The organism is Polaromonas aquatica, assembly GCF_042659145.1.
GTDB classification, from domain to species: domain Bacteria; phylum Pseudomonadota; class Gammaproteobacteria; order Burkholderiales; family Burkholderiaceae_C; genus Polaromonas; species Polaromonas aquatica.
Genome location: NZ_JBHSRS010000018.1, coordinates 149,325 through 176,090 on the forward strand (window position 1 = coordinate 149,325; position 26,766 = coordinate 176,090).

The 26,766-nt window shown below is 62.3% G+C and carries 30 protein-coding genes; 16 read left to right on the forward strand and 14 right to left on the reverse strand.

Annotation, left to right across the window (positions count from 1 at the left end; genetic code table 11):
* Nucleotides 1-89 precede the first annotated feature (89 nt).
* Nucleotides 90-569: an Lrp/AsnC ligand binding domain-containing protein gene (locus ACFQND_RS09135; RefSeq protein WP_371439058.1), complete on the forward strand. Its 480-nt coding sequence runs from the start codon at nt 90-92 to the stop codon at nt 567-569.
* 140 nt (nt 570-709) lie between these two features.
* Nucleotides 710-1,276, forward strand: a complete 567-nt coding sequence (locus tag ACFQND_RS09140) for a DUF3617 domain-containing protein (protein ID WP_371439059.1) — start codon at nt 710-712, stop codon at nt 1,274-1,276.
* Nucleotides 1,277-1,553: 277 nt separating this feature from the next.
* On the opposite strand, the gene ACFQND_RS09145 is transcribed toward ACFQND_RS09140, so the two are convergent.
* The gene (locus tag ACFQND_RS09145) at nt 1,554-2,282 is read right to left on the reverse strand and encodes a YggS family pyridoxal phosphate-dependent enzyme (protein ID WP_371439060.1); all 729 of its coding nucleotides are present in this window, start codon (nt 2,280-2,282) and stop codon (nt 1,554-1,556) included.
* Nucleotides 2,283-2,348: 66 nt separating this feature from the next.
* Here ACFQND_RS09145 and ACFQND_RS09150 point away from each other — a divergent pair, with 66 nt between their 5' ends.
* From ACFQND_RS09150 to ACFQND_RS09160, 3 genes are all read left to right on the forward strand, one after another.
* Nucleotides 2,349-3,392, forward strand: coding sequence for a type IV pilus twitching motility protein PilT (locus tag ACFQND_RS09150; RefSeq protein WP_371439061.1), 1,044 nt, complete (start codon nt 2,349-2,351; stop codon nt 3,390-3,392).
* Between the two features lie 176 nt (nt 3,393-3,568).
* A complete protein-coding gene (locus ACFQND_RS09155) occupies nt 3,569-4,705 on the forward strand; it encodes a PilT/PilU family type 4a pilus ATPase (RefSeq protein ID WP_371439062.1) in 1,137 nt (378 codons plus the stop codon).
* Between the two features lie 149 nt (nt 4,706-4,854).
* A complete protein-coding gene (locus ACFQND_RS09160) occupies nt 4,855-5,769 on the forward strand; it encodes an NAD(P)-dependent oxidoreductase (RefSeq protein WP_371439063.1) in 915 nt (304 codons plus the stop codon).
* 250 nt (nt 5,770-6,019) lie between these two features.
* Here ACFQND_RS09160 and ACFQND_RS09165 read toward each other — a convergent pair whose 3' ends face one another.
* The 3 genes from ACFQND_RS09165 to ACFQND_RS09175 form a co-directional block, all read right to left on the reverse strand.
* Nucleotides 6,020-6,685: a BON domain-containing protein gene (locus ACFQND_RS09165; RefSeq protein WP_371439064.1), complete on the reverse strand. Its 666-nt coding sequence runs from the start codon at nt 6,683-6,685 to the stop codon at nt 6,020-6,022.
* Entirely contained in the window at nt 6,682-7,281 is a 600-nt protein-coding gene (locus ACFQND_RS09170; RefSeq protein WP_371439065.1) for a phosphoheptose isomerase, read from the reverse strand. Before ACFQND_RS09170 ends, ACFQND_RS09165 begins: the two co-directional genes overlap by 4 nt.
* 75 nt (nt 7,282-7,356) lie before the next feature.
* The gene (locus tag ACFQND_RS09175; RefSeq protein WP_371439066.1) at nt 7,357-7,830 is read right to left on the reverse strand and encodes a YraN family protein; all 474 of its coding nucleotides are present in this window, start codon (nt 7,828-7,830) and stop codon (nt 7,357-7,359) included.
* 50 nt (nt 7,831-7,880) lie between these two features.
* Between ACFQND_RS09175 and rsmI the strand changes: the two genes are divergently transcribed.
* Together rsmI and ACFQND_RS09185 are read left to right on the forward strand one after the other, a co-directional pair.
* Complete coding sequence (rsmI, locus tag ACFQND_RS09180; RefSeq protein ID WP_371439156.1) at nt 7,881-8,729, forward strand: 16S rRNA (cytidine(1402)-2'-O)-methyltransferase; 849 nt, start codon at nt 7,881-7,883, stop codon at nt 8,727-8,729.
* Nucleotides 8,726-9,967, forward strand: a complete 1,242-nt coding sequence (locus ACFQND_RS09185; protein WP_371439067.1) for a multidrug effflux MFS transporter — start codon at nt 8,726-8,728, stop codon at nt 9,965-9,967. Before rsmI ends, ACFQND_RS09185 begins: the two co-directional genes overlap by 4 nt.
* Nucleotides 9,968-9,979: 12 nt before the next feature.
* Here ACFQND_RS09185 and ACFQND_RS09190 read toward each other — a convergent pair whose 3' ends face one another.
* Nucleotides 9,980-10,465 (reverse strand): hypothetical protein, encoded by a 486-nt coding sequence (locus tag ACFQND_RS09190; RefSeq protein ID WP_371439068.1) that lies wholly within the window; start codon nt 10,463-10,465, stop codon nt 9,980-9,982.
* A 148-nt stretch (nt 10,466-10,613) separates the two neighbouring features.
* On the opposite strand from ACFQND_RS09190, the gene ACFQND_RS09195 reads away from it, so the two are divergent.
* Genes ACFQND_RS09195 through ACFQND_RS09215 form a run of 5 tightly spaced genes read left to right on the forward strand, consistent with a single transcriptional unit; the run spans nt 10,614 to nt 13,637 of the window.
* Complete coding sequence (locus ACFQND_RS09195; protein WP_377413190.1) at nt 10,614-11,153, forward strand: phosphatidylglycerophosphatase A family protein; 540 nt, start codon at nt 10,614-10,616, stop codon at nt 11,151-11,153.
* An 8-nt stretch (nt 11,154-11,161) separates the two neighbouring features.
* Entirely contained in the window at nt 11,162-11,686 is a 525-nt protein-coding gene (locus tag ACFQND_RS09200) for a CinA family protein (protein ID WP_371439157.1), read from the forward strand.
* A 33-nt stretch (nt 11,687-11,719) separates the two neighbouring features.
* On the forward strand, nt 11,720-12,211 hold the full coding sequence (locus ACFQND_RS09205; protein WP_371439070.1) for a nuclear transport factor 2 family protein: 492 nt from the start codon (nt 11,720-11,722) through the stop codon (nt 12,209-12,211).
* A 9-nt stretch (nt 12,212-12,220) separates the two neighbouring features.
* Nucleotides 12,221-13,153, forward strand: a complete 933-nt coding sequence (locus ACFQND_RS09210) for an alpha/beta fold hydrolase (RefSeq protein WP_371439071.1) — start codon at nt 12,221-12,223, stop codon at nt 13,151-13,153.
* 13 nt (nt 13,154-13,166) lie between these two features.
* The gene (locus ACFQND_RS09215; protein ID WP_371439072.1) at nt 13,167-13,637 is read left to right on the forward strand and encodes an OsmC family protein; all 471 of its coding nucleotides are present in this window, start codon (nt 13,167-13,169) and stop codon (nt 13,635-13,637) included.
* Between the two features lie 218 nt (nt 13,638-13,855).
* On the opposite strand, the gene ACFQND_RS09220 is transcribed toward ACFQND_RS09215, so the two are convergent.
* Nucleotides 13,856-14,221, reverse strand: a complete 366-nt coding sequence (locus ACFQND_RS09220) for a tetratricopeptide repeat protein (protein WP_371439073.1) — start codon at nt 14,219-14,221, stop codon at nt 13,856-13,858.
* A 3-nt stretch (nt 14,222-14,224) separates the two neighbouring features.
* Nucleotides 14,225-15,700 (reverse strand): MFS transporter, encoded by a 1,476-nt coding sequence (locus tag ACFQND_RS09225; RefSeq protein ID WP_371439074.1) that lies wholly within the window; start codon nt 15,698-15,700, stop codon nt 14,225-14,227.
* Nucleotides 15,701-15,802: 102 nt separating this feature from the next.
* Here ACFQND_RS09225 and ACFQND_RS09230 point away from each other — a divergent pair, with 102 nt between their 5' ends.
* Complete coding sequence (locus tag ACFQND_RS09230; RefSeq protein ID WP_371439075.1) at nt 15,803-16,465, forward strand: helix-turn-helix transcriptional regulator; 663 nt, start codon at nt 15,803-15,805, stop codon at nt 16,463-16,465.
* Between the two features lie 366 nt (nt 16,466-16,831).
* Here the strand turns inward: ACFQND_RS09230 and ACFQND_RS09235 are convergent, their stop codons facing one another.
* On the reverse strand, nt 16,832-17,644 hold the full coding sequence (locus tag ACFQND_RS09235) for a UPF0149 family protein (RefSeq protein WP_371439076.1): 813 nt from the start codon (nt 17,642-17,644) through the stop codon (nt 16,832-16,834).
* Between the two features lie 107 nt (nt 17,645-17,751).
* Here ACFQND_RS09235 and ACFQND_RS09240 point away from each other — a divergent pair, with 107 nt between their 5' ends.
* A complete protein-coding gene (locus ACFQND_RS09240) occupies nt 17,752-19,485 on the forward strand; it encodes an FMN-binding glutamate synthase family protein (protein WP_371439077.1) in 1,734 nt (577 codons plus the stop codon).
* Here ACFQND_RS09240 and ACFQND_RS09245 read toward each other — a convergent pair.
* The 6 genes from ACFQND_RS09245 to ACFQND_RS09270 form a co-directional block, all read right to left on the reverse strand.
* Entirely contained in the window at nt 19,473-20,522 is a 1,050-nt protein-coding gene (locus tag ACFQND_RS09245; RefSeq protein ID WP_371439078.1) for a fatty acid desaturase, read from the reverse strand. The two genes, ACFQND_RS09240 and ACFQND_RS09245, sit on opposite strands and share 13 nt — an antisense overlap.
* Before the next feature lie 256 nt (nt 20,523-20,778).
* Nucleotides 20,779-21,537 carry an SDR family oxidoreductase gene (locus ACFQND_RS09250; RefSeq protein WP_371439079.1) on the reverse strand — a complete coding sequence of 253 codons (759 nt, stop codon included), beginning with the start codon at nt 21,535-21,537 and terminating at the stop codon, nt 20,779-20,781.
* A 9-nt stretch (nt 21,538-21,546) separates the two neighbouring features.
* Complete coding sequence (locus tag ACFQND_RS09255) at nt 21,547-22,314, reverse strand: enoyl-CoA hydratase/isomerase family protein (protein WP_377413196.1); 768 nt, start codon at nt 22,312-22,314, stop codon at nt 21,547-21,549.
* Complete coding sequence (locus ACFQND_RS09260) at nt 22,311-23,543, reverse strand: CaiB/BaiF CoA transferase family protein (RefSeq protein WP_371439081.1); 1,233 nt, start codon at nt 23,541-23,543, stop codon at nt 22,311-22,313. The genes ACFQND_RS09255 and ACFQND_RS09260 overlap by 4 nt, the downstream gene beginning before the upstream one ends.
* Before the next feature lie 23 nt (nt 23,544-23,566).
* Nucleotides 23,567-24,025 (reverse strand): MaoC family dehydratase, encoded by a 459-nt coding sequence (locus ACFQND_RS09265; protein ID WP_377413199.1) that lies wholly within the window; start codon nt 24,023-24,025, stop codon nt 23,567-23,569.
* Nucleotides 24,026-24,027: 2 nt separating this feature from the next.
* Entirely contained in the window at nt 24,028-24,477 is a 450-nt protein-coding gene (locus ACFQND_RS09270) for a hypothetical protein (RefSeq protein ID WP_371439083.1), read from the reverse strand.
* A 273-nt stretch (nt 24,478-24,750) separates the two neighbouring features.
* Between ACFQND_RS09270 and ACFQND_RS09275 the strand changes: the two genes are divergently transcribed.
* A complete protein-coding gene (locus ACFQND_RS09275) occupies nt 24,751-25,725 on the forward strand; it encodes a Bug family tripartite tricarboxylate transporter substrate binding protein (RefSeq protein ID WP_371439084.1) in 975 nt (324 codons plus the stop codon).
* A gap of 22 nt (nt 25,726-25,747) precedes the next feature.
* The gene (locus ACFQND_RS09280) at nt 25,748-26,740 is read left to right on the forward strand and encodes a Bug family tripartite tricarboxylate transporter substrate binding protein (protein ID WP_371439085.1); all 993 of its coding nucleotides are present in this window, start codon (nt 25,748-25,750) and stop codon (nt 26,738-26,740) included.
* Nucleotides 26,741-26,766 lie beyond the last annotated feature (26 nt).

The window sequence follows — 26,766 nt, forward strand, 5'->3', positions numbered from 1 at the left end:
TCCGGTGACCCATCCATCTGGTAATGGTGACTTGAAAGACAGTGAATTTCCCTCTAAATTTCATTAATTCACCGAATAATTCACTATTCATGACCGATACAAACCCGGAAATCGATCGCATCGACCTGAAAATCCTGAATGTGCTGCAGCAGGATGGGCGCATCTCCAACCTCAAGCTGGCAGAAAGCGTGGCGTTGTCGCCTACGGCCGTGCTGGCGCGTGTGCAGCGTCTGGCCAGGGATGGCTACATCCTGGCTTATGAGGCGCGGCTGAACCCGCTCAAGCTGGGCGCCGGCATGATGGTGTTTGTGGAAGTGCTGCTGGACCGCACAACCCCCAATGTGTTCGAGGCCTTCAAGGCGGCGGTGCAGGTCCACCCCGAGATCATGGAGTGCCACATGGTGGCCGGCGGCTTTGACTACCTGCTCAAGACCCGCATGGCCGACATGGCCGCCTACCGTGCGTTTGCCGGCGCCGTACTGTGGAAACTGCCCGGCGTGCGTGAAACGCGGACCTATGCGGTGATGGAAGAAGTCAAAAACACCACGCGGCTGGCGCTGGGCGTGTGACAAACGCTGCGGCAGGCCCCTCCCCAGTGGCAGCCCAACCCCCTACCCATAGGGGATTTGCAAAGCGGTGCAGGCTGGCAATAATGCGGGTTGTCTGCTCCAGACCTTTTCAGCTCCATTCCTTCATCACGGGGAACACCATGAAAACCAGCACATTCCTTCAGGCAAGCCTGGCCGGCCTGAGCGCCCTGGCTTTTGCCGCGCCCGCAATCGCCCAGGCCATGAAACCCGGCCTCTGGGAGAGCACCAACAAGATAGGCGGCAGCCCGGCGATGGACCAGGCCATGGCCCAGATGCAGCAACAACTGGCCAACATGCCGCCGGCCCAGCGCAAGCAGATGGAAGACATGATGGCCAGGCAGGGCATGAGCATGGGCGGCGCGTCAAACGGCGGCATGACCATGAAGATGTGCATCACAAAGGAAATGATTGAGCGCAACCAGTTGCCAATACAGCAAAAGGGCAACTGCACCACCACGATCAGCGACAAGACGCGCAGCAGCATGAAGGTCAGGCTCACCTGTACCGACCCGCCGTCCAGCGGCGAAGGCATCTACACCTTCCAGGGCGACAGCGCCTACACCATGAGCATGAACATCACCAGCACGGTCAAAGGCGTGCAGACAAACACCTCCATAGCGGCATCCGGTTCATGGCTGGGCAGCGACTGCGGAAACATCAAGCCGATGGAGCCGCCCAAGCAGTAAAGGGCGCTGCGCCGAAAGCATAGGAGATGGGCATCCCGATCAAGGGCGCATCTTTCGACAAGCTCACGATGATCGGATGTGAGGGCTGATCACTTTCAAGCAGGGGCCGCGGAACTGGCTTTGCCAGGCCGCAGGCGCAGCGGCCCCCTCGGGGGGCAGGGAGCTACACGAAGTGAGCGACCGTGGGGGCCATGTTTTTCCGCCGGGCCGCCCCAAGGAAAAATGCGCCCCCTTGGGGGCAGCGAACCACACGCGGTGGGGAGCGTGGGGGCCTTATTCACCGTCCACCAAAAATGGCCGTCCCCACCCGCACCATGGTGCTGCCCGAGTGAATCGCGGCTTCAAGGTCGGCCGTCATGCCCATGGACAGGGTATCCAGCCGCAGCGGCAAAACACCGGAAGCATTTAATTGATCAAAAACAGCCCTGGTCCTTGCATGCAGCGCGCAGGCCGCTACAAAATCAATAGCAGGCTCGGGAATCGCCATGATGCCGCGCAGCACCAGGTTCGGCAGATGCGCCACTTCGCCGGCCAGCGCCTGCAGTTCCCCGGGCGCCACGCCCGACTTGTTGGCGCCGCCATCAATGTTGACCTGCAGGCAGATTTGCAGCGGCGGCAGGTGCGGCGGGCGCTGCTCGCTCAGGCGCTGTGCGATCTTCAGCCTGTCGACCGACTGCACCCAGTCAAAGTGCTCGGCCACGAGGCGGGTCTTGTTGCTTTGCACCGGCCCTATGCAGTGCCACTCCAGCGCGGCAGGCGGCACACCCGGCTGTGCGGGCTGCGCCGACTGGAAGGCGCGCAGGGCAAGTATCTTTTCCACGCCTTCGGCAATGTAGTTTTCCCCGAACGCACGCTGGCCGTCGCTCATGGCTTCGATCACGGCATCGGCGCCAAAGGTCTTGGATACTGCGAGCAGGTGTACGTCGTCCGGCTTGCGTCCGGCGGCCATACACGCCGTGGTAATGCGATCACGGACTTGCTGGAGGTTGCGCACAATCATGGTCATAATCCGACTGTAAACTCAGATTCAACCCCCCTTCAGTTTTCCGCACCCTTTTAAGGATTCCCCGGGATGGACATTACCCAGCTGCTGGCTTTTAGCGTCAAAAACAAGGCGTCTGACCTGCATTTGTCAGCCGGCCTGCCCCCCATGATCCGCGTGCATGGGGACGTCCGCCGCATCAATGTCGACCCGCTGGACCACAAACAGGTCCACGCCATGGTGTATGACATCATGAACGACACCCAGCGCAAAAACTACGAGGAATTCCTGGAGGTCGACTTCTCCTTCGAGATCGACGGCCTGGCGCGCTTTCGTGTCAATGCCTTCAACCACAACCGCGGCGCCGGCGCGGTGCTGCGGACCATTCCCTCCAAAATCCTGACGCTGGAACAGCTCAACGCGCCGAAAATTTTCGGCGAGCTGGCGATGAAACCGCGCGGCATGGTGCTGGTCACCGGCCCGACGGGCTCGGGCAAATCGACCACGCTGGCGGCCATGGTCAACTACCTGAACGAAAACGAATACGGCCACATCCTGACGGTGGAAGACCCTATCGAGTTTGTGCATGAATCCAAAAAGTGCCTGATCAACCAGCGCGAGGTCGGCCCGCACACGCTGAGCTTTAACGCCGCGCTCAAATCCGCCCTGCGTGAAGACCCGGACGCCATCCTGGTCGGTGAGATGCGCGACCTTGAAACCATTCGCCTGGCCATGTCGGCCGCCGAAACCGGCCACCTGGTCTTCGGCACACTGCACACCTCCAGCGCTGCCAAAACGGTGGACCGCATCATCGACGTGTTCCCCGCAGAGGAAAAGGAAATGATCCGCTCCATGCTGTCGGAATCGCTGCAGGCGGTGATTTCGCAAACCCTGTGCAAGACCAAGGACGGCCAGGGCCGCGTCGCCGCACATGAGATCATGCTGGGCACCAGCGCCATCCGCAACCTGATCCGCGAAGCCAAGGTGGCGCAGATGTATTCGTCCATCCAGACCGGCAACAGCGTCGGCATGCAGACGCTGGACCAGAACCTGACCGAACTCGTCAAGCGCAACGTCATTTCCGCAGCCGAAGCACGCGGCAAGGCAAAAATCCCTGAGAACTTCCCAGGCTAAATGTGGCCCCCACGCTTCTCGCTTCGCGTAGTGCGCTGCCCCCCGAGGGGGCCGCTGCGCCTTGCGGCCGGCAAAGCCGGACCGCGGCCCCAGGCTTGGGCATGCGGGAACCGATTTTTGAAATTAGCTGAATGACCGGGGCTTCGTTGCCCCGGGTTTGAAAAAAGGAGCCGTTCATGGAACGCGACCAGGCCAGTAAGTTCATCAACGACCTTTTGAAGCTGATGCTCAGCCGCAACGGCAGCGACCTCTTTATCACCAGTGATTTCCCGCCGGCCATGAAAGTCGACGGCAAGGTCACCAAGGTGTCGCCGCAGCCGCTCAATGCCGGGCACACCATGGCGCTGGCACGCGCCATCATGAACGACAAGCAGGCGGCCGAATTCGAGCGCACCAAGGAATGCAACTTCGCCATCTCGCCGCCAGGCGTCGGCCGGTTCCGGGTCAACGCCTTTATCCAGCAGGGCAAGGTCGGCATGGTGATGCGGGTGATTCCGGCAGTGTTGCCGACCATAGACGGGCTGGGCGTGCCGCAGGTGCTCAAGGAAGTGGTGATGTCCAAGCGCGGGCTGACCATCCTGGTCGGCTCTACCGGCTCGGGCAAGTCCACCACGCTGGCGGCCATGATCGACTGGCGCAACGAGCAGTCGTACGGCCACATCATCACGATCGAAGACCCGGTGGAGTTCGTGCATCCGCATAAAAACTGCGTCGTCACGCAGCGTGAAGTGGGCCTGGACACCGACAGCTGGGAAGCCGCCCTCAAGAACACCCTGCGCCAGGCACCGGACGTGATCCTGATGGGCGAAATCCGCGACCGCGAGACCATGGAACACGCGATTGCCTTTGCCGAAACCGGCCACCTGTGCATGGCCACCCTGCACGCCAACAGCGCCAACCAGGCGCTGGACCGGGTCATCAACTTTTTCCCCGAGGAACGCAGGCCGCAGCTGCTGATGGACCTGTCGCTCAACCTCAAGGCCATGGTGTCGCAACGCCTGATTCCCAAACAGGACGGCAAGGGCCGCGCTGCCGTGGTTGAGGTGATGCTCAATACACCGCTGATCTCCGACCTGATCTTCAAGGGCGATGTGTCCGAGATCAAGGAAATCATGAAAAAGAGCCGCAACCTGGGCATGCAGACCTTCGACCAGGCGCTGTTCGACGCTTTCGAAAGCCACATGATCACCTACGAAGACGCGCTGCGCAACGCCGACTCGGTCAACGACCTGCGCCTGCAGATCAAGCTCAATTCGCAGCGGGCCAAGTCTGTGGACCTGGCCGCAGGCACCGAAAACTTCGCCATCGTCTAGGGAGCTACTGCGCGGGCTTGATGCTTCGTTGGTCGGTGCTCGCAATCCTCACGTACCCGGAGGTACGTTCCGGTTGCTGCGCGCCGCCCGCCTCGCCTGAAGCCCGCTCGCTACGCTCCGGTAACTCTCTTACTTGATTGAATCAACCCATGTCCAGCACCAACACCCGCCCCTACGAATCCATCCCCTCGCGCAAAGTCGCGTTCATCGGCCTCGGCGTCATGGGCTACCCCATGGCCGGCCACCTCGCCCTTGCTGGCCACCAGGTCACGGTCTACAACCGCAGCAGCGCCAAAGCCGCCGGCTGGTGCAAGGAGTTTGCCGCCACGCCGGGCCCGGCCTCGGGCGCCACGCCCAAACTTGCTGCCGCCGGCGCCGACATCGTGTTTTGCTGCGTTGGCAATGACGACGACCTGCGCAGCGTGGTGCTGGGCCCGGACGGCGCATTTGCCGGCATGAAAAAAGGCGCGATTTTTGTCGACCACACGACGGCTTCGGCCAATGTGGCGCGCGAGCTGTATGCCGAAGCGCAAAAACTCGGCCTGCAGTTCATCGATGCGCCAGTTTCCGGCGGCCAGGCCGGTGCGCAAAACGGCGCGCTGACCGTCATGTGCGGTGGTGACACCGTCGCCTTTGATGCGGTCAAGCCAGCCGGCATGGCCTTCTCAAAAGCATTCACGCTCATGGGTCAAAGCGGCGCGGGCCAGCTCACCAAAATGGTCAACCAGATCTGTATTGCCGGCCTTGTTCAGGGCCTGAGCGAGGCAGTGGCCTTCGGCCAGAAAGCCGGGCTGGACGTGAACCAGGTGCTGGATGTGATCGGCAAGGGCGCCGCACAAAGCTGGCAGCTGGACAACCGAGGCAAAACCATGGTCGCCGACAAGTTTGATTTTGGTTTTGCGGTGGACTGGATGCGCAAGGACCTGGGCCTGGTGCTTGACGAAGCCAAACGCAACGGCGCCCGCCTGCCGGTCACTGCGCTGGTGGACCAGTTTTACGCCGATGTGCAGGCCATGGGCGGCCAGCGCTGGGATACGTCCAGCCTGATCAAGCGCCTGAAGTAGAAATAAGGCCCCCACGCAAGCCCACTGCGTGTGGCTTGCTGCCCCCCGAGGGGGCGCATTTTTCCTTGGGGCTGCCCGGCGGAAAAACATGGCCCCCACGCAAGCCCACTGCGTGTGGCTTGCTGCCTCCAAGGGGGTTAATTTTTCCAGAGGCGGCCCGTCGAAGAGTTGACGGCCCCCACCCAAACCCACGATCTTTTCCGATCGTCCTGAGCTTGTCGAAGGATGCTTCTTGCGGGGGTTGGGCTTGTCAGTTGGCCGATGCGGGTTTGGTGTTTGCCGGCTGCGGCGTGGCAGGTGCCGGCAGCATGCGCGCCAGTTCATCCTCGCTGATGATCTCCAGCACCCGGATGACTTTTTGCACGCCCGGGGTTGAGCGAACCACGGTGGTCGCCCGGTCGGCTTCGCGCTGGGTGACACGGCCCATCAGGTACACCGTTCCACGCTCCGTCACCACCTTGAAGGAGTTGGCAAACAGGTCTTTCGCGTCAATCAGCATGGCCTTGACGCGACCGGTCACCAGCGTGTCCGAGGAGCGCTGGGTCAGGGAAGAGTTGCCCATCACAGCCAGCTCGTTGACGACGGATGCAACGTTTTCCACCCTGGACACAATCTGCTCGACGAGTTGTTTGTCCTGTTCGGTAGGCACTTCACCGGTCAGCAATACCTGCCGGTTGTAGCTGGTCAGGTTCACATGCGCCCTGTCGCCAAGGTTTGTGCGCAGCCGGCTGGACGCCCTCAACTCAATGCCCTCATCTTCAAGCTGCGTGCCCGAGGTGCGGCGGTCGGTTGCGACCAGCGAGCCACCGGCGGCTGCGCCGCCTATCACCAGCGGCACGCAGGCCGTCAGCGCGCCGCAGAGCAGTGCCGCGGCAGTGCTTGCCAAAGCCAATCGTTTCATCACAACACGTTTCATACTGAAGACTCCTGATCGCCAAGTAACTGGGTATCCACACCATCGCAAATGCAATGGAGGACAAGAAGGTGCACCTCCTGGATGCGCGCCGTGCGGTCGTGCGGCACGCAGATGTGCACATCGGTTTCACGCAGTGCCTGCGCCATTTTTCCGCCGCTGCGGCCGGTGAGGGCCACCACCGTCATGTCGCGCTCATGCGCGGCTTCGATGGCGGCCAGCACATTGGCGGAGTTGCCGCTGGTGCTGATGGCCAGCAGGACGTCGCCGGCGGCACCGAGCCCGCGCACCTGCTTGGAAAAAATCACGTTGAAGTCGTAATCATTGGCAATCGCCGTGAGGATGGAGCTGTCCGTCGTCAGCGCAATCGCCGCAAGCTCGGGCCGTTCACGCTCATAACGGCCAATAAATTCGGCTGCAAAATGCTGCGCATCCGCAGCCGAGCCGCCATTGCCGCAGGCCAGCACCTTGCCGCCGCTGGTGACGCTGGCGAGGATGGCATGCACTGCCGCTGCGATGGGTTTGGATAAAACCTGTGCGGCCTGGTATTTAAGGTCCGCGCTGTCTATGAAGTGCTGTTCAATACGTTGTTCGAGCATGTGGCAATGATAGCGGGTCAAGAATGACACCATGCACGGGCGGGCATCACGTATGGTTACAAAACCAGCCTCGCCCTACGAGGCATCAAACGCCGCACGCAACCACTCGATGTTTGCCCCACCTTCTTCGCCCAGCCCGCCCTGCACCAGCACCACGTCAAAGCGGCAGGGCGGCGCGCTGGCAAAACGCATGAGGTAATGGCGGGCGGCAAGAACAATGCGCTGCTGCTTGACGGCGCTGATGCTCGCGCCGGCGCCGCCGTGTGACTGGCCGGAGCGCTGGCGCACCTCGACAAACACCAGCGTGCCATCAGGCGCCCGCATGACGAGGTCTATCTCGCCGCCGCCGCGGCCCGGTGTCCGATAATTGGCGTCCACCAGCTTGAGCCCGGCCTTGACCAGGTGCTTCAGCGCGAGCGACTCGGCAGCGTCGCCCAATCGCTTGGTGGTAAGCTGATTTGGCGCGGCCACCTGCTGACCCGGCAACAACTCAAGCTGGCCTTTCGGCGCTTTCGCGGACTTTGCAACCTGTTTTCTGGAAAACCACATTGAACGCTTCTTTCGACCTGGCACTGGGCGCAGCTAAAGCCGCTGCCGGCATGCAGCATTATCCGGAAGGAACGCTGTACGTGGTGGCCACGCCGATAGGCAACCTGGCCGACATCAGCCTGCGCGCACTGCATGTGCTGCACCTGGCCAACGTGATCGCCTGCGAGGACACACGCCACACACAAGGCCTGCTGCGCCAGTACGGCATCGAGAAAACCCTGCTGGCCGTGCACGAACACAACGAGGCCGAGGCGGCCGTCGGCGTGATTGAACGCCTGCAGCGCGGTGAGCGTGTGGCCTATGTCAGCGACGCCGGCACACCGGCCGTGAGCGACCCGGGTGCACGCCTGGTGGCCGCCGTGCGCGCCGCGGGGCTGGCCATCATGCCGCTGCCCGGCGCCAGCAGTGTGACCACCGCCCTCAGCGCGGCGGGCATCTCGGGCGACTCCGGTTTTATCTTTGCAGGTTTTCTGCCCAGCAAGGCGGGCGAGCGCGACCAGGCCGTTGTAGGGCTGCAGGGCGAGGCCCGCGCGGTGGTGATTCTTGAAGCACCGCACCGCATCGAGGCACTGGCGCAGGCGATGACCCCGCTGGGCGACAGGCTGGTCACAATCGGCCGCGAGCTGACCAAACAGTTTGAAGAGATTGCCACCGTGGCAGCAAGCGCATTCCCGGCGTGGCTGGCCGGCAGCCCGCAACGCACGCGCGGCGAATTTGCGCTGGTGCTGCACCCTGCAGCGCAGGCGCTGCCGCAGGACGATGGCAGCCGCGTACTGGGATTACTGCTGGAGCAACTGCCCTTAAAAACAGCCGTCAAGCTGGCGGCTGACATCACCGGCGCACCGCGCAATGATTTGTATGAAACCGCGCTGAAGCTGAAAAAGGCCGGCAACGAATGAATCCCAACGCCGACAAGCTCTGGCCCGGCCCACGCTGGACGCTTGCGGTGTTGCTGGCCCTGCTGGGCATGCTGGGGCCGTTTTCAATTGACACCTACATCCCGGCGTTTTCAGGCATTGCACAGTCGCTGGGCGCCACGCCTGTGGAGATGCAGCAGACCCTGTCGGCCTACCTGTTCGGTTTTGCCTTCATGAACCTGTTCCATGGCGCGCTGGCCGACAGCTTTGGCCGCCGGCCTGTGGTGCTCTGGGGCATGGCGGTGTTTGCTGTTGCATCTGCCGGCTGCGCCCTGTCGCAAAGCATCGGGCAACTGGTGTTTTTCCGCGCGCTGCAGGGTTTGTCTACCGGCGCGGGCATTGTTGTCTCGCGCGCCGTGATACGCGACATGTTTCCGCCGGCGCAGGCCCAGCAGGTCATGAGCCAGGTCACCATCTACTTTGGCGTGGCACCCGCGATTGCCCCCATCGTCGGCGGCTGGCTGCTGGTGCATACCGGCTGGCACAGCATTTTCTGGTTTCTGACCGGCGTGGGCGCCGTGCTGTGGATCGCCAACTACAGGTATTTGCCCGAGACCCTGCATGTCAGCCAGCGCCAGCCCTTTGAAGTGAAACACCTGATGCGCGGTTACTGGCAGCTCGGCTCCAGCCCGCGTTTTTTGCTGCTGGCTCTGGCCAGCGGCGTGCCCTTTAACGGCATGTTTTTATATGTGCTGGCGGCACCCGCCTTTCTGGGCGACCACCTGCATCTCGGGCCTACCGAGTTTTTCTGGTTCTTTTTGCTGACCATAGGCGGCATCATGTCGGGCGCCTGGCTCAGCGGCCGGCTGGCGGGCAAGATTGCGCCCAAACAGCAGATCCGCCATGGGTTTGTGATCATGCTGATGGTCTCCGTGCTCAACCTGGCGGCCAACCTGCTGTTCACGCCGCATGTGTCGTGGGCGCTGATTCCGATTGCCCTGTTTGCATTCGGCTGGGCCCTGATGGTGCCGGTGGTCACCTTGCTGGTGCTGGACCTCTACCCCGAACGGCGCGGCATGGCCTCGTCGCTGCAGGCCGTCATTGGCTCAACGGCCAACGGCATTGTGGCCGGCATACTCGCGCCGCTGGTCATGCATTCCACCGTGGGAATGGCCGCGGTGTCCCTGGGCATGATGTGTGTGGGCCTGGTCGCCTGGGTCTACCTGCACCACCGCTGGCCGGAAATCGGGCGGGCCGTGACCAACCACGATGCGGGCTAGACAGCCAACGCCTCAGCCCCATCGCCGCATCCTGTTCCTGATCTCCATGCCCTGGCCGGTGCGTCGCACCACATTGCCGGCATCCAGGTAGACCCAGAAGAACATGTCAAAACCGGTGCTGTCCTGCCAGCGGTAGGTCATGATGTCGCCGCTCCACGTTGCCACATGGTCAATCGAAGCCGGCCTGCCGAACTCGCGCTCGATGTCCCCACGCGTCCACTGGTCCGGGACCACACGTGCAAAGTCAGCCGGGTTCAGCACCTGGCGCACGGCAACAACCCGGCCCGCGGCATCCAGGTCGACCATGATGGCCTGTTGCCCCGCTGGCTGGCGGGAGTATTGCAGGCGGCTTCCCGACGGCAGCGCCACCACCCGCGAAGGTGTGCCGTAATGCGCCATCACGTCATCACGCGAAGCGCCCAAGGGCACAGGCTGGACCGCGCAGCCGCCCAGCAGCAGGGCCGTAAGGGCGGTGGACAGGAGCAATTGTCTGGACATGGTGGAATCCTTGTTACCGACCCTTTTATGACTGCAAAACCGCGCCGTGGTTCCGGCCACGCCGCCAGCCATCATGCACTGTGTGACAGAATCGTTCCTCACCCCCCATGACACCATGCACGACTCCTCCTTACGGCCAGCAGAAACCATGACAGACATGGAACCGCCCACTAACCCGGACACAGCGCTGGCCAAGGGCAAACCCAACGCAAGATTCATGCTGTCGCACCCGGCGCATTTCATCGCGCTGGGTTTCGGCTCGGGCCTGAGCCCGATCGCGCCCGGCACCGCCGGCACGCTGTGGGCCTGGCTGGCTTACCTGGTGCTGCAGGGCTGGCTGACGGCTGCACAAATGGGCTGGCTGATAGGCCTGTCTACCCTGGTGGGCTGGTGGGCCTGCACGGTCACGGCCAAACACATGCGCGTGGCCGATCCCGGCAGCATTGTCTGGGACGAGGTCGTGGCCTTCTGGCTGGTGCTCTGGCTCATCATGCCCACCGGTTTTTACGGCCAGCTTGCAGCCTTTGTGCTGTTCAGGTTTTTTGACGCCGTCAAACCCGGCCCCGTGGCATGGGCCGACCAGAACTTCAAGGGTTTTAACGCCCGCGGCGGCTTCGGTATCTTGTTTGACGACATCGTGGCAGCGTTTTGCACGCTGCTGGTCATTGCAGTCTGGACTTTCTGGTGAGCCTCGAAATGCTATCAAAACAGGAGCTAACTGCACCCATTCACTGGGGACAGGTGGCCGATTTACTTCAAAAAAACAAGTGGTTCCTGGTGACGGCGGAAAGCTGCACCGGCGGGCTTATCTCGGCGGCCTGCACCGACCTGGCCGGCTCCAGCAACTGGTTTGAGCGTGGTTTTGTGACCTACTCCAACGACGCCAAGACCGAAGCGCTGGGCGTGGACGCCGCGCTGATCGCAAAGGAAGGTGCAGTGAGCGAGGCCGTGGCGCGTGCCATGGCCCTGGGCGCGCTGGGCCACTCGCGTGCGCAGGTTGCCGTGGCCGTTACCGGCGTGGCTGGCCCTACAGGCGGCAGCCGGCTCAAGCCGGTGGGTACTGTATGGTTTGGTTTTGCGCTGCCGGGCCAGCCCGCCGGTCATCCCGTGAAGGTAGTCTCGGAAGTACAGCGCTTTGAAGGCGACCGGGCGGCCGTGCGTGCCGCCACCGTCAGGCACGTTTTGCAACGGTTGATTGAACTGCTGCCGCCGGCGCATTGACGATGGACGGCAGCCGCCACAACAGGAGCCCGCATGCACCCGAACCAGAAGACCCTCGAAAACTTCTACAGCGCATTCGCCCGGCTCGACGCCGACACCATAGCGGCCTGTTATGCGCCGGACGCGCAATTTGACGACGAGGCGTTTTCGCTGCGCGGGCACCGCGAGGTCACCGGCATGTGGCGCATGTTGTGCGAGGCCACCAAAGCCAGGGGCGCGGATGTCTGGAAGCTCACCTACAGCGGCATCGAGGCCGACACCAGGGGCGGCAAGGCGCACTGGGAAGCCGATTACCGCTTCAGCGCCACCGGGCGCATGGTGCACAACGTCATCGACGGTGTCTTTGAATTCAATGAACAGGGTTTGATCACCCGGCACCGCGACCGTTTTGATTTCTGGGCCTGGTCGCGCCAGGCGCTGGGCGCACCCGGCCTGCTGCTGGGCTGGACGCCCTTGCTGCGCAAAAAAGTCCGTGCACAAGCGGCCTCCAATCTGCAAAAATATCTGGCTTCGCACAAAACCTGAGGTATCACCATGACCTGGTTTGACGGCTTTGAATCGCGCAGTTTCGAAGTCAACGGCGCATGCATAGAGGCGCGGTTTTCAAGAGTCACGCCCGGCGAGGTGCAGCGTCCGGCGCTGCTGCTGCTGCACGGCTTTCCGCAGTCGCATGTGATGTGGCACCGCGTGGCGCAGCACCTCTCAGCGCATTTTTTCCTGGTCATGCCGGACCTGCGCGGCTACGGCGACTCCTCCAAAACCGCCGGCCTGCCGGACCACAGCAACTACAGCAAACGCAACATGGCCCACGACGTGGTGGCCGTGATGGATGCGCTGGGTGTGGGCAGCTTCAATGTCTGCGGCCACGACCGCGGCGGGCGTGTGGCGCACCGGCTGGCCCTGGACTATGCGCCGCGTGTGCAAAAACTCTGCGTCATCGACATCGCGCCCACACTGGACATGTATGACGGCACCAGCATGACGCAACCCTATATGGAGTTTGCCAGGGCCTACTACCACTGGTTTCACATGTTGCAGCCCGCGCCGCTGCCGGAGATCATGATGGGCGCCAACCACCCCGAGACCGCCAGGGCCTACCTGCACGCCAAGCTGGGCGGCTGGGGCAGCGCCGGGCTGGGGTATATCGAGCCGCAGGCGCTGGCCGAATACGAACGCTGCTTTTGCAATGCCGAGGCGCTGCACACCGCCTGCGAGGACTACCGCGCCAGCGCCGGCCTGGACCTGGCGCACGACCGCGAAAGCCGCGCGCACGGCGACAAGGTGCGCTGCGACATGCTGGTGCTGTGGGGCGAGCGCGGTGTGGTGCACCGCCTGTTCGACCCGATGGCGCTGTGGCAGGCGCAGTGCAGCGGCCTAGTCACGGGCCAAGCCATGCCTGCGGGCCATTTCATTCCCGAAGAACAACCCGAAGCAACCGCCGGCGCGCTGCGGCAATTTTTTAGCTGAACCGTGTCCATCCATGTCCACCTATACCGCTGAAGTTTCATGGACCCTGGGCGACGGGGACTTTCTGGCCAACCGCTACAGCCGCCGCCACCTGCTGCGTTTTGACGGTGGACTGGAAGTACCGGGCTCCTCATCGCCGCATGTGGTGCCGCTGCCGTACTCGGACGCGTACGCGCTGGACCCGGAGGAAGCCTTTGTCGCCTCGCTCTCCAGCTGCCACATGCTGTGGTTTTTGTCGATTGCCGCCAAACGCAAATTCTGCGTGGACCGTTACATCGACGCGGCCAGCGGCATCATGGAAAAGAACGCAGACGGGAAAATGGCCATGACCGCCGTCACGCTGCGGCCCAAGGCGACTTTCTCGGGCGAGCGCCGGCCCACACGCGATGAGCTGGACAAGCTGCACCATGAGGCACACGACGCCTGTTTTATCGCCAACTCGGTCAGGACCGATGTGCGTTGCGAGCCGGTTTATCCATCCTGATTCCGCTATTAAATTAATAGCTAGCGGCGCGCATATGATGGCGGCCAGAGCCTGATCTGGCTTTAAAAATCCGGTTTTTTGGCCTTCAGGAGCGCCTGAAAGCGTTCTGACAGCGTTTTTTCGGGCATTTTCAAGGCTTTTTGAGTATCAAAAGTGCTCGACACCCAATCAGAATGCGCGCAAGCAGCTATACAAACGATAGCATTCAGGCGCAGTATTCAGGACAGATCGCCGGGCACTTCATGCTGTGGCGCCTGCAGCCGCCGCAGCCGCACAACCAGCTCCTTGGCCAGCTGGTAGTCACCACGCCGCTGCGCCACCGCCAGCGCACCGGTAAACGCCGCTTCAGCCCCCACCGTATCGCCGCAAGCCAGCGCGATCAGGCCTTTCAGGCGGCCGGCCGCCGCAAAGTCCGGATCAAAAACCAGCGCCTGCGTCACATGCAAACGTGCGGCTTCGTAGTCCTCACGCCGGTGGTAAGCCAGCGCCAGCCCCATGCGCAGCAACGCGCTGTCGCGGCCGGCAGCCAGAAGGCGCTCCAGTGCGGCTGGATCGGTGCCGCGCCCGGGCGATGACGCGCTCATGGCTCAACCCCGCTTGCCCACAATGCGGCGCGCCAGCAACGCCGCCAGCGCGGGCGCCACGGCAAAGCTGGCAAACAGCCAGACCGCAGCCGATTGCGCCCCGGCATTGCCACCCGGTTGCGTCAGGCCGGCCGCATTGGCCACCAGCCCCGCCACCGCCGCACCAACCGCCATGCCGTAAAGCTGCACCGTGGTGATGGAAGTTGAAGCCAGGTTTTCCTCACCGGGTTTTGCCAGCGACAACACACGTGTCAGCAAATGCGGCCAGCCGGCACCCACGCCAAAACCCGCACCCGCCAGCGCCAGCCCCATGCAGATCGTCTGCAACACAGGCTCCATGCGCGCCACCGGCATCAGCAGCGCCAGCACAGCCAGGGACAAGGTGCCCACCACCGGCCCCAGCCGCAACATGCGCTCGGCGCCAGCGCCGGTGCGGCCCGAGGACAGCAGCGATGCTGCGCTCCAGCCGCCGGCCATGGCGGCAGTCAAATAACCCGCCGCCAGTGGCGAAAAACCGTGCAGGTGCTGCAGGAAATAAGGCACAAAAATCTCGGTGGTCGTGCCTATCAGCAGCAGCGCCACGCTGGCATAAATCGCACCCAGCGGCGTGAACAGTGCATAAGCCCCGGTCGGCAACAGCCGCACGCTTGCATGCCGGTCCACCCGCGCCACCGCCCAACCCAGCGCCAGGCCGACAACAACAACCGCCACCTGCGCCAGCGGCGTGCTGAACAGGCTGGCCATGGCAATACACAGCGCGGAAGTAATCAATAAAACAATCTGGGTCAGCGGCAAGGCCGCGGGCGGCGCCTTGCCGGCGTCGTCGCTGTCACCGGCATGCGCCGGCATTTGCGCGTAGACGATCAGCGCCTGCACCAACGCCACGGGCAGCAGCGCCCAGAAAGCCCAGCGCCAATGGCCCAGCTGCGCAAACACGCCGCCGACGGCCGGCCCGCACAAGGTCGCCACGCCCCACATGCCCGAGACCAGCGCCACCGCGCGCGGCCACAGCCGGGGATCAAACATATAGCGAATCAGCGCATAACTGAAGGCAGCCAACACGCCGCCGCCCAGGCCCTGCACCGTGCGCCCGGCCAGCATCCAGGCCATGCTGGGCGCCAGCGCGCAAACCATGCTGCCGAAGACAAACAGCGCCAGTGCCGCCAGGTAACCGCGGCGCGGCCCCAGCCCCTGCAGCAGGCGCGCCGACAAGGTGGCGCCCAGGATGGAGGCCACCACAAACAGGGTGGTGTTCCAGGCATACCAGGCGACACCGCCTATGTCCTGCACCACGGAAGGCAGCACCGTGGTCACGATATGCACATTGATGGCATGCAAGGCCACCCCGCCGGTAACCGCCACCGCCCGCCAGGCATTGCGGCCCGATAGCAGCTCGCCCCAGGAAGCGGTGGGTGAAAGCTGCGCCTCCTGGGGCAGGCTGGACGAGTCGGCGGGGACGGTGGTGGAAAGCTGGGTCATGGATGCAATCAATGGCTGGCCGCCTGAAGCAACCAAATACAAAAGTAATTACTTGGATAATACTCGACGCACCCGAATTAAGCAAGTAAACTCTTGCTTAATATGGCACCCCATTCCACCGCCGACCGCATCCTGCTGCTGCTGAAAAGCCGCGGCCCGACCTCGACGGCCGAGCTGGCCAGCGCCCTGCAAACCACAACAGAAGGGGCGCGCCAGCAGGTAAACAAGCTGGTGGAGGCCGGACTGGTGCGCGGCACCACCGAAGCGCAGGCCACCCACACAGGCGCAGGCCGCCCCAGCCAGGCCTGGGTGCTGACCGCAGCCGGCCACGCGCATTTCCCCGACCGACACGCCGAACTCACGCGCTCGCTGATCACCACAGTACGTGAAGTCTTTGGCGAAGCCGGCCTGGACCGCCTGATAAGCCAGCGCGAGAACGCCTCCCGCAGCGCCTACCTGCAAGCCTGCGAAGACCTCACCGAACTGGAGCCGCGCCTGCGCAAACTCGCCGAGTTGCGCGACGAGGAAGGTTATATGGCACGGCTGGAACGCGACGGTGGCGACTGGTTGCTGGTCGAAGACCACTGCCCGATCTGCGCGGCGGCAGAAAGCTGCCAGGGCTTTTGCCGCTCCGAGCTGGACGTCTTTCGCGAGGTCGCAGGCCCGGGCGGCGCGCTACGCCGCGAAGAGCACCTGATCGCCGGCGCGCGCCGCTGCGTTTACCGCATCACGCCGGTCACGGCACACAAGCCGGAAAAGCCTTAGCGGGCAACCGAATACGCAGAACGCGCATGCGCGTTCTGCTCCCCGATCCCGATTTCTTGCTCCAAACCCGTCCTGGCTGGGCTGAGCAGCGCAGGAGGGGACGGATTAAAAATTTCAGATGTCCGAAGGCTGCGCAGCAGACAAGTTTCTGAAATTTCCGTCCACTCCGAGCAGCGCAAGGTGCCCGTAACGAAGTGAAGGGACCCAGACTGCGGGTCGCCTTTCTTTCCGTTAGGTTTCTTTGGCGAGACAAAGAAAGGTAACTCGCCCGCCGGGGCGAGACCCGGCCTGCTCGTTGAGTAGATGGCGCTCAATCAAAAAGTGCCTTGGCAAGCTCCTACGCTAGCCAGGCCGGACCTGCTCGCATCACCCAGCCCCATGACACTTCTTGTATTTCTTCCCGCTACCGCAAGGGCAAAGGTCATTGCGCCCCGGTGTGACCTCGGCGCGAACCGTCTCCACCTTGGGCCCCATGGTCTTCCACAATTCCCGCAGGTCATACACCGCCCAGATCGCCTCGCCAAAGGCATTGAGCCGGGCAATGCTGGTGCTGGGCGCGCCTTCTTCATTCAGGGGTGAGACTTCAGGCGCGGCACTGTCGTCTTCGGTCATGGCGACCACGGCCTCCAGCGCGCCGTCCAGCCATTTGGCGGCATCCTTGTCGCGCGGCGCGGCCCATTCGTCGGGCCAGCTCTCGACCGCAAACATGAAACCCAACGCCCACACCTGCGCAAACGCGGGCAGGTCTTCGCCCTTGAAGGCGGCCTGCTCTTCAGCCGGCATGTCGGCCACCGCGCCGCGTATGTCCATCACCTCGGGGTGGTAGCAGTTGTCGTCTTCCAGCGAGTCCACCTCGGAATCCAGCGCGGTTTCGACTTCACTCCAGCGCTGCTTCCACAGCGTGAGGAAACGCTCGCGCTGTTCAGAGCTGGCGAAAGAGCCGCCTTCGGGGTCGGCGTCTTCGCCGGGAGCCGGCGTGGCCAGCAGCACGGACAGGTATTCGTCTTCGGCAATCGGGCGGCGCGAACAGATCACGGCGGCCATGAAGCCTTCGCAAAACTCCCACTGCGGCGTTTCGTCGTAGCGGGTGCGCAGGTCGTCAAGAATGGCGTCCAGTTCGTCGAAGGCTTCGACGTCAAGGAATGTATCGGGGGAAGGGGCGGGGGCAACGGGTTTCATGGGCGTATGGGGCTGAGCGCCACAGGGCGCTCTTATGATGCACAAGTGTATCTGCCGCCTGCCGGCAGCCCTGTTTGACCCCCGCAACAAGAAAAGAAGGCATAGCCATGTTCCAGCGACTTGATGCCCAGTTCCCCGTGCGTTACAGCTTTATGGCGCTTTGCGCGTTTGGCGCCCTGCTGGCGCTGTTCAGCCTGACTTTTTTCGGCGTCGGCTGGATCGCCCTTATCGCCTGCGCGGCGCTGGTCGGGGTCGGCGTCCACGACCTGCGGCAAACGCGCCACGCGATACTGCGCAACTACCCGGTGATAGGGCACATGCGTTTCCTGCTGGAGTTCATACGGCCGGAGATGCGCCAGTACTTCATCGAAAGCGACAGCGAGGCCACGCCGTTTTCGCGTGCCCAGCGTTCGCTGGTCTACCAGCGCGCCAAGGGCGACCCCGACAACCAGCCCTTTGGCACGCACCTGGATGTGGGCGCGCAAGGATACGAATGGGTCAACCATTCGATGTCGCCGACCAAACTGCCGTCGCACGACTTCCGCATCTGGATAGGCGGCACGCCGGAGCAACCCTCGGCCTCTAGGGAGCCCTGCACCCAGCCCTACCACGGCAGTGTTTTTAATATCTCGGCGCTGAGCTTTGGTTCGCTCTCGGCCAACGCCATCCTGGCGCTGAACAAGGGCGCCAAACTCGGCGGCTTTGCGCATGACACGGGGGAAGGCTCGATATCCGAACACCACCGTGTGTACGGCGGCGACCTGATCTGGGAGATCGGTTCAGGTTATTTTGGTTGCCGCAATGAAGACGGCAGCTTTAGCGAAGAGCGTTTCAGCGCCAACGCGCGCGACCCACAGGTCAAGCTGATAGAGATCAAGATGAGCCAGGGCGCCAAACCAGGCCACGGCGGCATACTGCCCGGGCCCAAGGTCACCGCTGAAATCGCCGCCGCGCGCGGTATCCCCGAGGGCCAGGACTGCATCTCGCCGTCCAGCCACAGCGCCTTTTCAACCCCGGTGGAGATGATGCATTTCATCGCCCGCCTGCGCAAACTCTCGGGCGGCAAACCCACCGGCTTCAAGTTCTGCATAGGCCATCCCTGGGAATGGTTTGCAATAGTCAAGGCCATGCTGGAAACCGGCATCACGCCGGACTTCATCGTGGTTGACGGCGCGGAAGGCGGCACCGGCGCGGCGCCGGTCGAATTCAGCGACCACGTAGGCGCACCGCTGCAGGAGGGTTTGCTGCTGGTACACAACACGCTGATAGGCGTGAACCTGCGCAACCGTATCTCCATAGGCGCAGCCGGCAAGGTTGTCAGCGCCTTCGACCTGGTGCGCCTGATGGCGCTGGGCGCGGACTGGTGCAATGCCGGGCGCGGCTTCATGATGGCGCTGGGCTGCATACAGGCGCAGAGCTGCCACACCGGCAAATGCCCGACCGGCGTGACCACACAGGACCCGGTGCGCCAGCAGGCGCTGGTGGTGCCAGACAAGGCCGAACGCGTACGCAACTTCCACCGCAGCACCTTGCATGCGCTGCAGGAACTGGTGCAGGCCGCCGGGCTGACGCATCCGCAGGAAGTCAACGCACACCACATCGTGCGGCGCCTGACCGACACCGAGGTGCGGCTGCTCAGCAACCTGATCATGCAGGTCGAGCCCGGCGCACTGCTGGGCCCCCTGGATCAGCAGAACAATGTGTTTCGCTACTACTGGCCGCTGGCGAGCGCGCACAGCTTCCGGGCCAACAGTGCTGCCATCCAGGTACAAGGCCTCTCGCCGGCCCGCCCTGGCGATCCCTCCGCCGAAGTACCCGGACTTGCGGGTCAGCCCGCCTGACGGCCGGCGAAGTCCGTCCAGCATTGCCGCTCAAAATCGTAAAGCTTGCATTGCCGTGCCGTCCGGAAATACCAGGCCCATGAAAACGGCTGGACCACGATACGGCCCGGCAGTTTTTCTTCCAGCAGCGCTTGCGCCCGCTTGAGGCGGTACAGCGGCACACCCATGTCGACATGGTGCGCCGTGTGCTCCATGATGTGGTGCAGGGCCGTGCCCAGACCTGCACCAAAGGTCAGGTGCACCGTGGTGGACACAAACGGACTGGCGGCCGACCAGTCCGCCTTTTTGTCGTACCAGGCCACGCTGGCATGGGTGTGATGAACGTAAACGACAAAACCTATCAGGGCATTCCAGACAAAAAGCGGCAGCACAAAAGCGGTCAATAAAAGCCAGGGCAGCGACTGGCCTGTGGCGGATGCGGCATACACCAGCGCCAGAATCCACGCGATCGCCACAGCTGTCACCAGCACACAATCGGCCGTGAAAATGCTGCGGCGTGTGGGCATGATTTGCCTTGACGGAAAGTACATCCGCTTCCACCAGATCTCAAGCGCGTAATACAGCCCCGGCGCCCAGCCGCTGCGGTAAACGCGCTCGCACAACTGGCGCCAGGCAGGCAGGTTCCGGTAGTCTTCAAGAGACAGCGGCTGCCAGACAAAGTCAAACGCCCTGAGATTGGTGTACCCGTGATGCACGACATTGTGGCCCACATCCCAAAGGCTGTAGGGCGTCAGCGAAGGCATGAACACCAGCCGCCCCAGCCAGCGGTTGAGCCGCCGATGTCGCGTGAAGCTCTGGTGGCATGCGTCATGGCCCAGAATAAAAAGCCGGCCGATCACCAGACCGGCAAGGGCTCCGGCCAGCAGCTGCAGCACGGGGTGCGGCAACAGCACTGCGCCGGCAAGCATTGCCGTGAAAAGAATCAGGTCCAGCCCCACCAGGCTTAAAGCCCAGGCCGTGTTTTTGCGACTCACGGGCGCCAGCCATGAACGGATGATTTTTCGGTGCGGAATCGGGTCAAGGGGATGGACGGGCATTGAGTGGAGCAGATGGCGAGGCGCTTCAAGGCACTCTTTCACAGCCCCCTGAAACCTCTGTAGCAAAGCCTCTCAGCTTACCCGCTGAGGTTTGCGGCATCTTGATCCACGTCAAGCATCACACGGGGCAATCGCATCAAAACCATCAAGTCATGCGCATTGCCTGGTACGCTGATACTGTCGAACAATGTCATTCGCGAGGACTGGCCAACACCCGAAACTTTGATCCCCTGCTACCAATTCAATTTTCGAATGTTCAGCCTACAAGGCGTCCACCATCAACGGGGAGTACCACCCCCGTCACAAATGAGGCCTCTTCCGATGCCAGGTAGACCGCCGCGCTGGCGATGTCCTCAGGCTGGCACAGGCGCCCCAGCGGTATGGTTTTCAGAACCTGCTCAATCCCCGACTCGAGGCTCTCGCCAAACATGGACTCGAACATGGGAGTGAGTCCGGCGGCGGGAGCGATGGCATTGACACGGATGCGGTCTGTTGCCAGTTCTGCGGCCATGGACTGCGTGATGGAAATCATCGCAGACTTGGTCGCGTTGTACCAGGTCATACCCGGTCGTGGGCGTATGCCTGTGACGGAAGCGATATTTATCACATTGCCCCCGCCGCCCTGGCGCATCACCGGCAGGGCATGCACCGCCATGTGGTAGAGGCTTTTGATATTGACGGCCAGCAGGCGGTCCAGGTCTTCTTCGCTGGTCTTTGCAATTCGCGCCGGCTTTTGGGTCAATGCAGCATTGTTGACCAATGCATTAAACCCACCCCAGTGCTCCCGCACTGCAGCGACCATCCTGCCCACCGAGGCACTGTCAGCGACATCGCAGGGCAGTGCCAACGCTTCGCCCCCCCCGCTCTTGAGTTCTTCGGCCACCCGTTGCGCGCTGTCCAGGTGGATGTCAACACAGGCCACGCGCGCACCTTCGGCGGCGAAGCGCCGTACCAGGGCTGCACCGTAGCCAGAACCGGCACCGGTGATCACCGCAGTGGTGTTTATCAGTCGCATGTTTTTTCCTTAAGTACCAGTGAACACCGGCTTGCGTTTCTCGACAAAAGCGCGCTGGGCTTCCTGGGCGTCGGCCGTCTTGCTCATGGCCCTGGTCACATTCTGCTCAAGGCGGTAACCGTCCCTCAGTGAAAGGTTTTCAACCATATTGAACGAGTCTTTGAGCATCCGGATTGACAGCGGACTCTTGGACGCGATCGCATGCGCAATGGCCATGGCTTCGTCCATCACTTTTTCAGGACTCACGCAAGCTTCCAGAACCCCCAGCCGGTACAACTCGGCGGCCGGGATACGCTGCCCCGTCAGCAAGAGCCGGCGAGCCTTGGATGGCGTGAAATGGCGTTGCAGGTATTTGACGCCGCCAGCCAGTCCAACGTCGATTTCGGGCATGCCGAATACAGCGTCTTCGCTAGCCACCAGAATGTCGCAGCACAGCGCCAGGGCCATGCCCGCCCCCAGCGCCGTCCCGTTGACCGCGGCAACCACGGGCTTGGGGCATTCAAGGACGGCGTAAAACATCTCCCGCGCCAGACGATTGAGGACGCTATATTCACCAGGCTCGCCGGTAAGCCGCGTGCGCTCCTTGATGTCTGCGCCAGCGCTAAAAAATTTCCCTGCGCCGGTGAGGACCACTGCGCGCACATCGTCGCGGTCGGGCATGGCGTCGAACACGCGTATCAGCTCCTGCCGCATATCGAGGCCAATGGCATTGACAGGCGTGCGGTTCATCGTGACGGTGGCCACATGGTCCTTGACCGCTACATGAACATTGCTCATCTTGAATCTCCTGAAGTGGTCGTCCTGGGTTGACTGAATGCACCTTGCGCACGTAGCATTTCAATATCGCTATCCCCGATGCCCAACTCGCGCAGCACTTCATCGGTGTGGGCGGCGAGCAGCGGAGGTGGGCGGTTGGGAGCTGGAGGGATGCCGCAAAGATCAAAAGGTGAAGCGACAGCCTTGACCTCGCGGCCGTCCATTTCGAAGCTGGTGATGGCACCTATGGCGGCAAGTTGTGGGTGGTCGGCCGCCTGCCCCAGGTTGTTTACCCTTGCCACATTGACCTTGGCCGGCGCCAGGCGATCAATCAACTCGGCACTGCCCAGGCGAAGCGTTACAGCGGTCATGGCCTGGATCAGGTCGGCGCGGTGGCGCTGGCGGTCCAGCATGCCGCGCCATTCCGGCCGGTCCAGTGCCTGGGCATCCAGCGCAGTGGCGCAGCGTCGCCACATGTCATCGCCGGGCGCAATGATCACCACGCTGCCGTCGGCGGTCGGGAAAACCTGGTTGGGCACGCTGAGATGGTTTGCCGTACCCATGGGCTTGCGGATCGCGCCCGTTACCCAGTACTCCCCGTAGAAATAATTCATCAGGTGGGCAGAGCTGCGGAGCAGCGAACTTTCGACCATCTGCCCCTCGCCTGTACGCTCACGGTGCATGAGCGCGGCCATGATGGCAATGACCAGAGCCAGGCTTGCATGCAGGTCGATGACGGAAGTACCGCAGCGCACGGGCGACCGGTCGGCTTCACCGGTGATGCTCATCAGGCCGCTGTGCGCCTGCAGCGCAACGTCATTGGCACCAAAGTTGGCAAGCGGCCCGACGTTACCGTAGGCCGAAAACTGGCAATAGACGATGTCGGCCCGCTCTGCCCGCAGGTCTTCGTAGCCCAGGCCGTATTTTTCCATGGTGCCCGGCCTGAAGTTGTTCACAACCACGTCGCATTCGCGCACCATGCTGCGTATGGCGCGCTGGCCAGCCTCCGACGCGAGGTTGATCGCGACACTCCGTTTGTTGCGGTTAAGCGCAACAAAGGAAGGGCTGACGGTGATGCCGCTTTCCACCATCTCCTTCGTAACACCGAAGCCGCGCGCCTCATCGCCTTTTCCTGGTTCCTCGACCTTGACCACGTCTGCGCCGAGGTCGCCCAGAACCTGCGTTGCGGCAGGTCCTGCAAACACTCGCGAGAGATCGAGGATGCGCACGCCGTTGAGTACATTCCACATGAAGTTGTCCCGGGCTTAATATGTCAGTTGTGGCGCTGATGCACCAGGGCGTCACCCACGGTGAGTTTTTTTCCCTGATCGTCCTCACACCAGACATCCAGCGAGTAAGCTGTTTCTTTCCCGTCTTTTTCCAGTGCGCTGACGATACGCACGCAGGTGATGACGACCTGATCCTCGTAAATGGGTGCGATGTACTTGGTGCGCAGCCGGCCCTTCGCTGCAGCGGCCGGACCGAACATGTCTATCAGCAGGCCATGAATCCAGTTGGTGGTGATCATGCCGTCAGAGATGATGCCGGGCAGCCCCTGTTTGCGGGCGTAGGCCTCGTCATCGTGGATGGTGGGCGGCTGCGTGTGGATACGGCCGTCATCAACCTGCACCGTTTCCTGGATGTCCACGTACCAGCGCATACGCTCCCGGGTCATGGGGCGAGGCGCCAGACGAAATTCCGTTCCAACCTGGTAGTGTGCAATGTCTGTCATGTTCATTCCCCTTTCCTGCTGCCTTGACGGTCGCTGTACGACACGATGATGGTGTCGCGGTAGGTGACCAGCGGCCGGTTGTCGGCGGCTGCGCGCATGTCGATTTCCATCAACACATAGGTGCGATCGCGTTTCTCATAGCGGTCCACCACTGTTCCGGTGATGCGAAGCGGCACACCCACCGGGATAGGCTCGTGGATGGTGGCGTCGTACTGGTAATGGATGCGGGCGGTAGGGCCAGTACCAGCCGGGCAGGCCGCCTTGTAGAGTTTGAGTTTGTCCAGGTGCACCAGCGTGGGCGGCGCAAATTGCGGCTGCGCGCCCTGATAACACTGTTGATGCAATTCGTTTGCATGGCAGTACTCGCGCACGACAAACTTGCTCATCGAATACTCGATGGGACCCAGCACGTCGCCTTTTTCGAGATCTGTGGTGTAGCGGCCAACAGCCATGATGCTCCTGATGTGTGTTGTGAAGTCATCAGTTATAAGTTCGCACCACTGCAAGAACAAGCACCGTGCCTGAGTAGCAACTGTGCATAAATCGTAAAGATGTCCGTCACGGGTTGCGACCGGGGAAATCCTCGCCTGTCAGGCGATTTGACTAAACACACGGAAACGCTTGATTGCACAAACTGCAAAGGTGCTTCTCGCATTCATGCCTTTTTGGCACGCATGGGAACTGATACGGTCTGCATCACAAGAACACGATTTGGAGACATGACCATGACACGACCCTTTGCCTGTTGGCATCGCGCCCTGGCTATTGCCAGCCTGGCGGCCACCTGCCTCGCGCAGGCCCAGACCTATCCCAACCGGCCCGTGCATTTTGTCGTGCCTTTCGCCGCAGGCGGAGGCTCCGACGTGATGGCGCGCTTGATTGCCGAGCCGCTTTCGCAGCGTCTGGGGCAACCTGTCATTGTGGAAAACAAGCCCGGGGCCAATGCGACCATAGGCGCGGACTATGTGGCGAGGTCGGCCCCGGACGGCCTGAACATGCTGCACACATCACCAGGGCCACAGATTACCAACCCCTTTTTGATGGCCAAGTTGCCCTACGACCCGGTCAAAGACCTGCTGCCGGTTGCCCGTCTTGGTGTCTTTGTCAACGTCCTGGTCGTCAATCCCAGGCTGCCGGTAAAAAATGTTGCAGAGCTGGTGGCCTATGCCAAGGCCAATCCCGGAAAACTCAGCTTTGCAAGTCCGGGCATCGGCTCGGGCGGTCATCTGGCGGGCGAATATCTCAAACGCGTTGCCGGCATAGAGATCGTGCATGTACCCTACAAGGGCACGGGCGCGGCAATTCAGGACCTGGTGGCGGGCAACGTCCAGCTGAGCCTGGACAGCATCGCCGCATTCCTGCCCTTGATCAAATCAGGCCAGTTGCGCGCCATCGCCGTGGGTCATGTCCAGCGTTCGCCCAGCCTTCCCGATGTGCCAACGCTGGCTGAGACTTTTGCAGGTTTTGATGCCGCGCCCATGAACTACCTGGCGGTGCGTGGCGGCACGCCGCCGGAAATAGTTGCGCAGCTCAACCGGGAGGTCAACGTCGTACTTGGCGCACCGGTACTGCGCCAGCGCCTGCTGGAGATGGGTGTCCTCGTAGCCCCCAGTACGCCCGACGAAATCGTGCGTCAGGTGAACAGCGAGCGCGAAAAATGGAAACGCATCATCGAAGCATCAGGCGTCAAGGTCGAATGACCATCACGACAAGGGGTACAGCATGAAAATCAAAACTGCCGCATGGATCAGCGTACTGATGGCGCTCACCACCATCTTGACCGTCTCCCAGGTGGCTGCCCAGCAGGGCAGCGGCGCGAGCTACCCGGATCGGCCCATCAAGTTGGTCGTCCCCTACCCGCCTGGTGGCTCCACTGATCCGGCTGCGCGCCTGCTCGCGGCCGATATCGGCACTCGGCTGGGTCAGCCCGTGGTTGTGGACAACAGGCCTGGCGCGGCGGGTGCTATCGGCACCGAAGCGGTTGTCCGCGCGGCGCCCGACGGCTACACACTGCTGCTCCACACCTCGGTCATATCCACCGACCCGACACTGAAAAAGAATGCCTCCTACGATATCAAACGGGACCTGGTACCCGTGTCCCTGGCGGTGACCGGCCCGTACCTGATGGTCGTGAACCCAACGCTGCCGGTACGCAATGTCGGCGAGCTGATTGCCTATGCCAGGGCCCACCCGGGCAAGGTGAACTTCGGATCGGCCGGGCAGGGCTCCTCGGGGCATTTGATTGGCGAGTTGTTCAAGAAGGCCGCGGGAATCGACATGGTGCATGTGCCCTACAAGGGTGGCGGACCGTCCATCGCCGGGCTGGTTGGCAACGAGGTGCAACTGGTGTTCGACACTTTCGGGGGATCGCGCTCGCTGGTTGAAGCCGGCAAGCTGCGCGCCATTGCAGTGACCAGCCCGGAGCGTTCAGGCCTCATGCCGGAGATCCCGACTGTGATGGAAAGCGGCCTGAAGGATTTTTCCGCAGTGTATTGGCTGGGTATCTTCGCACCGGCCAAAACACCTCAAGCTGTCGTCGACAAACTCTACCGTGTTCTCAAGGGCTCGCTTGATAGCCCGGCCGTAAGATCCAGAATGATGGATCAGGGCAACGTGCCGCAGGGGCTGAGCCCGTCCGAGTTTGCCAGGGTTCTGGATGGTGATATCCAGCGCTACCGCTCCATCATTGAGTCGGCGCGAATAACGATAGATTGAAAGGAGCCAGAGCAGCTACCCCGGCT

Coding starts and splice junctions, on each gene's coding strand:
- ACFQND_RS09135 (WP_371439058.1), top strand. CDS start 90: ATGACCGATACAAACCCGGAAATCGATCGCATCGACCTGAAAATCCTG.
- ACFQND_RS09140 (WP_371439059.1), top strand. CDS start 710: ATGAAAACCAGCACATTCCTTCAGGCAAGCCTGGCCGGCCTGAGCGCC.
- ACFQND_RS09145 (WP_371439060.1), bottom strand. CDS start 2,282: ATGACCATGATTGTGCGCAACCTCCAGCAAGTCCGTGATCGCATTACC.
- ACFQND_RS09150 (WP_371439061.1), top strand. CDS start 2,349: ATGGACATTACCCAGCTGCTGGCTTTTAGCGTCAAAAACAAGGCGTCT.
- ACFQND_RS09155 (WP_371439062.1), top strand. CDS start 3,569: ATGGAACGCGACCAGGCCAGTAAGTTCATCAACGACCTTTTGAAGCTG.
- ACFQND_RS09160 (WP_371439063.1), top strand. CDS start 4,855: ATGTCCAGCACCAACACCCGCCCCTACGAATCCATCCCCTCGCGCAAA.
- ACFQND_RS09165 (WP_371439064.1), bottom strand. CDS start 6,685: ATGAAACGTGTTGTGATGAAACGATTGGCTTTGGCAAGCACTGCCGCG.
- ACFQND_RS09170 (WP_371439065.1), bottom strand. CDS start 7,281: ATGCTCGAACAACGTATTGAACAGCACTTCATAGACAGCGCGGACCTT.
- ACFQND_RS09175 (WP_371439066.1), bottom strand. CDS start 7,830: ATGTGGTTTTCCAGAAAACAGGTTGCAAAGTCCGCGAAAGCGCCGAAA.
- rsmI (WP_371439156.1), top strand. CDS start 7,881: ATGCAGCATTATCCGGAAGGAACGCTGTACGTGGTGGCCACGCCGATA.
- ACFQND_RS09185 (WP_371439067.1), top strand. CDS start 8,726: ATGAATCCCAACGCCGACAAGCTCTGGCCCGGCCCACGCTGGACGCTT.
- ACFQND_RS09190 (WP_371439068.1), bottom strand. CDS start 10,465: ATGTCCAGACAATTGCTCCTGTCCACCGCCCTTACGGCCCTGCTGCTG.
- ACFQND_RS09195 (WP_377413190.1), top strand. CDS start 10,614: ATGACAGACATGGAACCGCCCACTAACCCGGACACAGCGCTGGCCAAG.
- ACFQND_RS09200 (WP_371439157.1), top strand. CDS start 11,162: ATGCTATCAAAACAGGAGCTAACTGCACCCATTCACTGGGGACAGGTG.
- ACFQND_RS09205 (WP_371439070.1), top strand. CDS start 11,720: ATGCACCCGAACCAGAAGACCCTCGAAAACTTCTACAGCGCATTCGCC.
- ACFQND_RS09210 (WP_371439071.1), top strand. CDS start 12,221: ATGACCTGGTTTGACGGCTTTGAATCGCGCAGTTTCGAAGTCAACGGC.
- ACFQND_RS09215 (WP_371439072.1), top strand. CDS start 13,167: ATGTCCACCTATACCGCTGAAGTTTCATGGACCCTGGGCGACGGGGAC.
- ACFQND_RS09220 (WP_371439073.1), bottom strand. CDS start 14,221: ATGAGCGCGTCATCGCCCGGGCGCGGCACCGATCCAGCCGCACTGGAG.
- ACFQND_RS09225 (WP_371439074.1), bottom strand. CDS start 15,700: ATGACCCAGCTTTCCACCACCGTCCCCGCCGACTCGTCCAGCCTGCCC.
- ACFQND_RS09230 (WP_371439075.1), top strand. CDS start 15,803: ATGGCACCCCATTCCACCGCCGACCGCATCCTGCTGCTGCTGAAAAGC.
- ACFQND_RS09235 (WP_371439076.1), bottom strand. CDS start 17,644: ATGAAACCCGTTGCCCCCGCCCCTTCCCCCGATACATTCCTTGACGTC.
- ACFQND_RS09240 (WP_371439077.1), top strand. CDS start 17,752: ATGTTCCAGCGACTTGATGCCCAGTTCCCCGTGCGTTACAGCTTTATG.
- ACFQND_RS09245 (WP_371439078.1), bottom strand. CDS start 20,522: ATGCCCGTCCATCCCCTTGACCCGATTCCGCACCGAAAAATCATCCGT.
- ACFQND_RS09250 (WP_371439079.1), bottom strand. CDS start 21,537: ATGCGACTGATAAACACCACTGCGGTGATCACCGGTGCCGGTTCTGGC.
- ACFQND_RS09255 (WP_377413196.1), bottom strand. CDS start 22,314: ATGAGCAATGTTCATGTAGCGGTCAAGGACCATGTGGCCACCGTCACG.
- ACFQND_RS09260 (WP_371439081.1), bottom strand. CDS start 23,543: ATGTGGAATGTACTCAACGGCGTGCGCATCCTCGATCTCTCGCGAGTG.
- ACFQND_RS09265 (WP_377413199.1), bottom strand. CDS start 24,025: ATGACAGACATTGCACACTACCAGGTTGGAACGGAATTTCGTCTGGCG.
- ACFQND_RS09270 (WP_371439083.1), bottom strand. CDS start 24,477: ATGGCTGTTGGCCGCTACACCACAGATCTCGAAAAAGGCGACGTGCTG.
- ACFQND_RS09275 (WP_371439084.1), top strand. CDS start 24,751: ATGACACGACCCTTTGCCTGTTGGCATCGCGCCCTGGCTATTGCCAGC.
- ACFQND_RS09280 (WP_371439085.1), top strand. CDS start 25,748: ATGAAAATCAAAACTGCCGCATGGATCAGCGTACTGATGGCGCTCACC.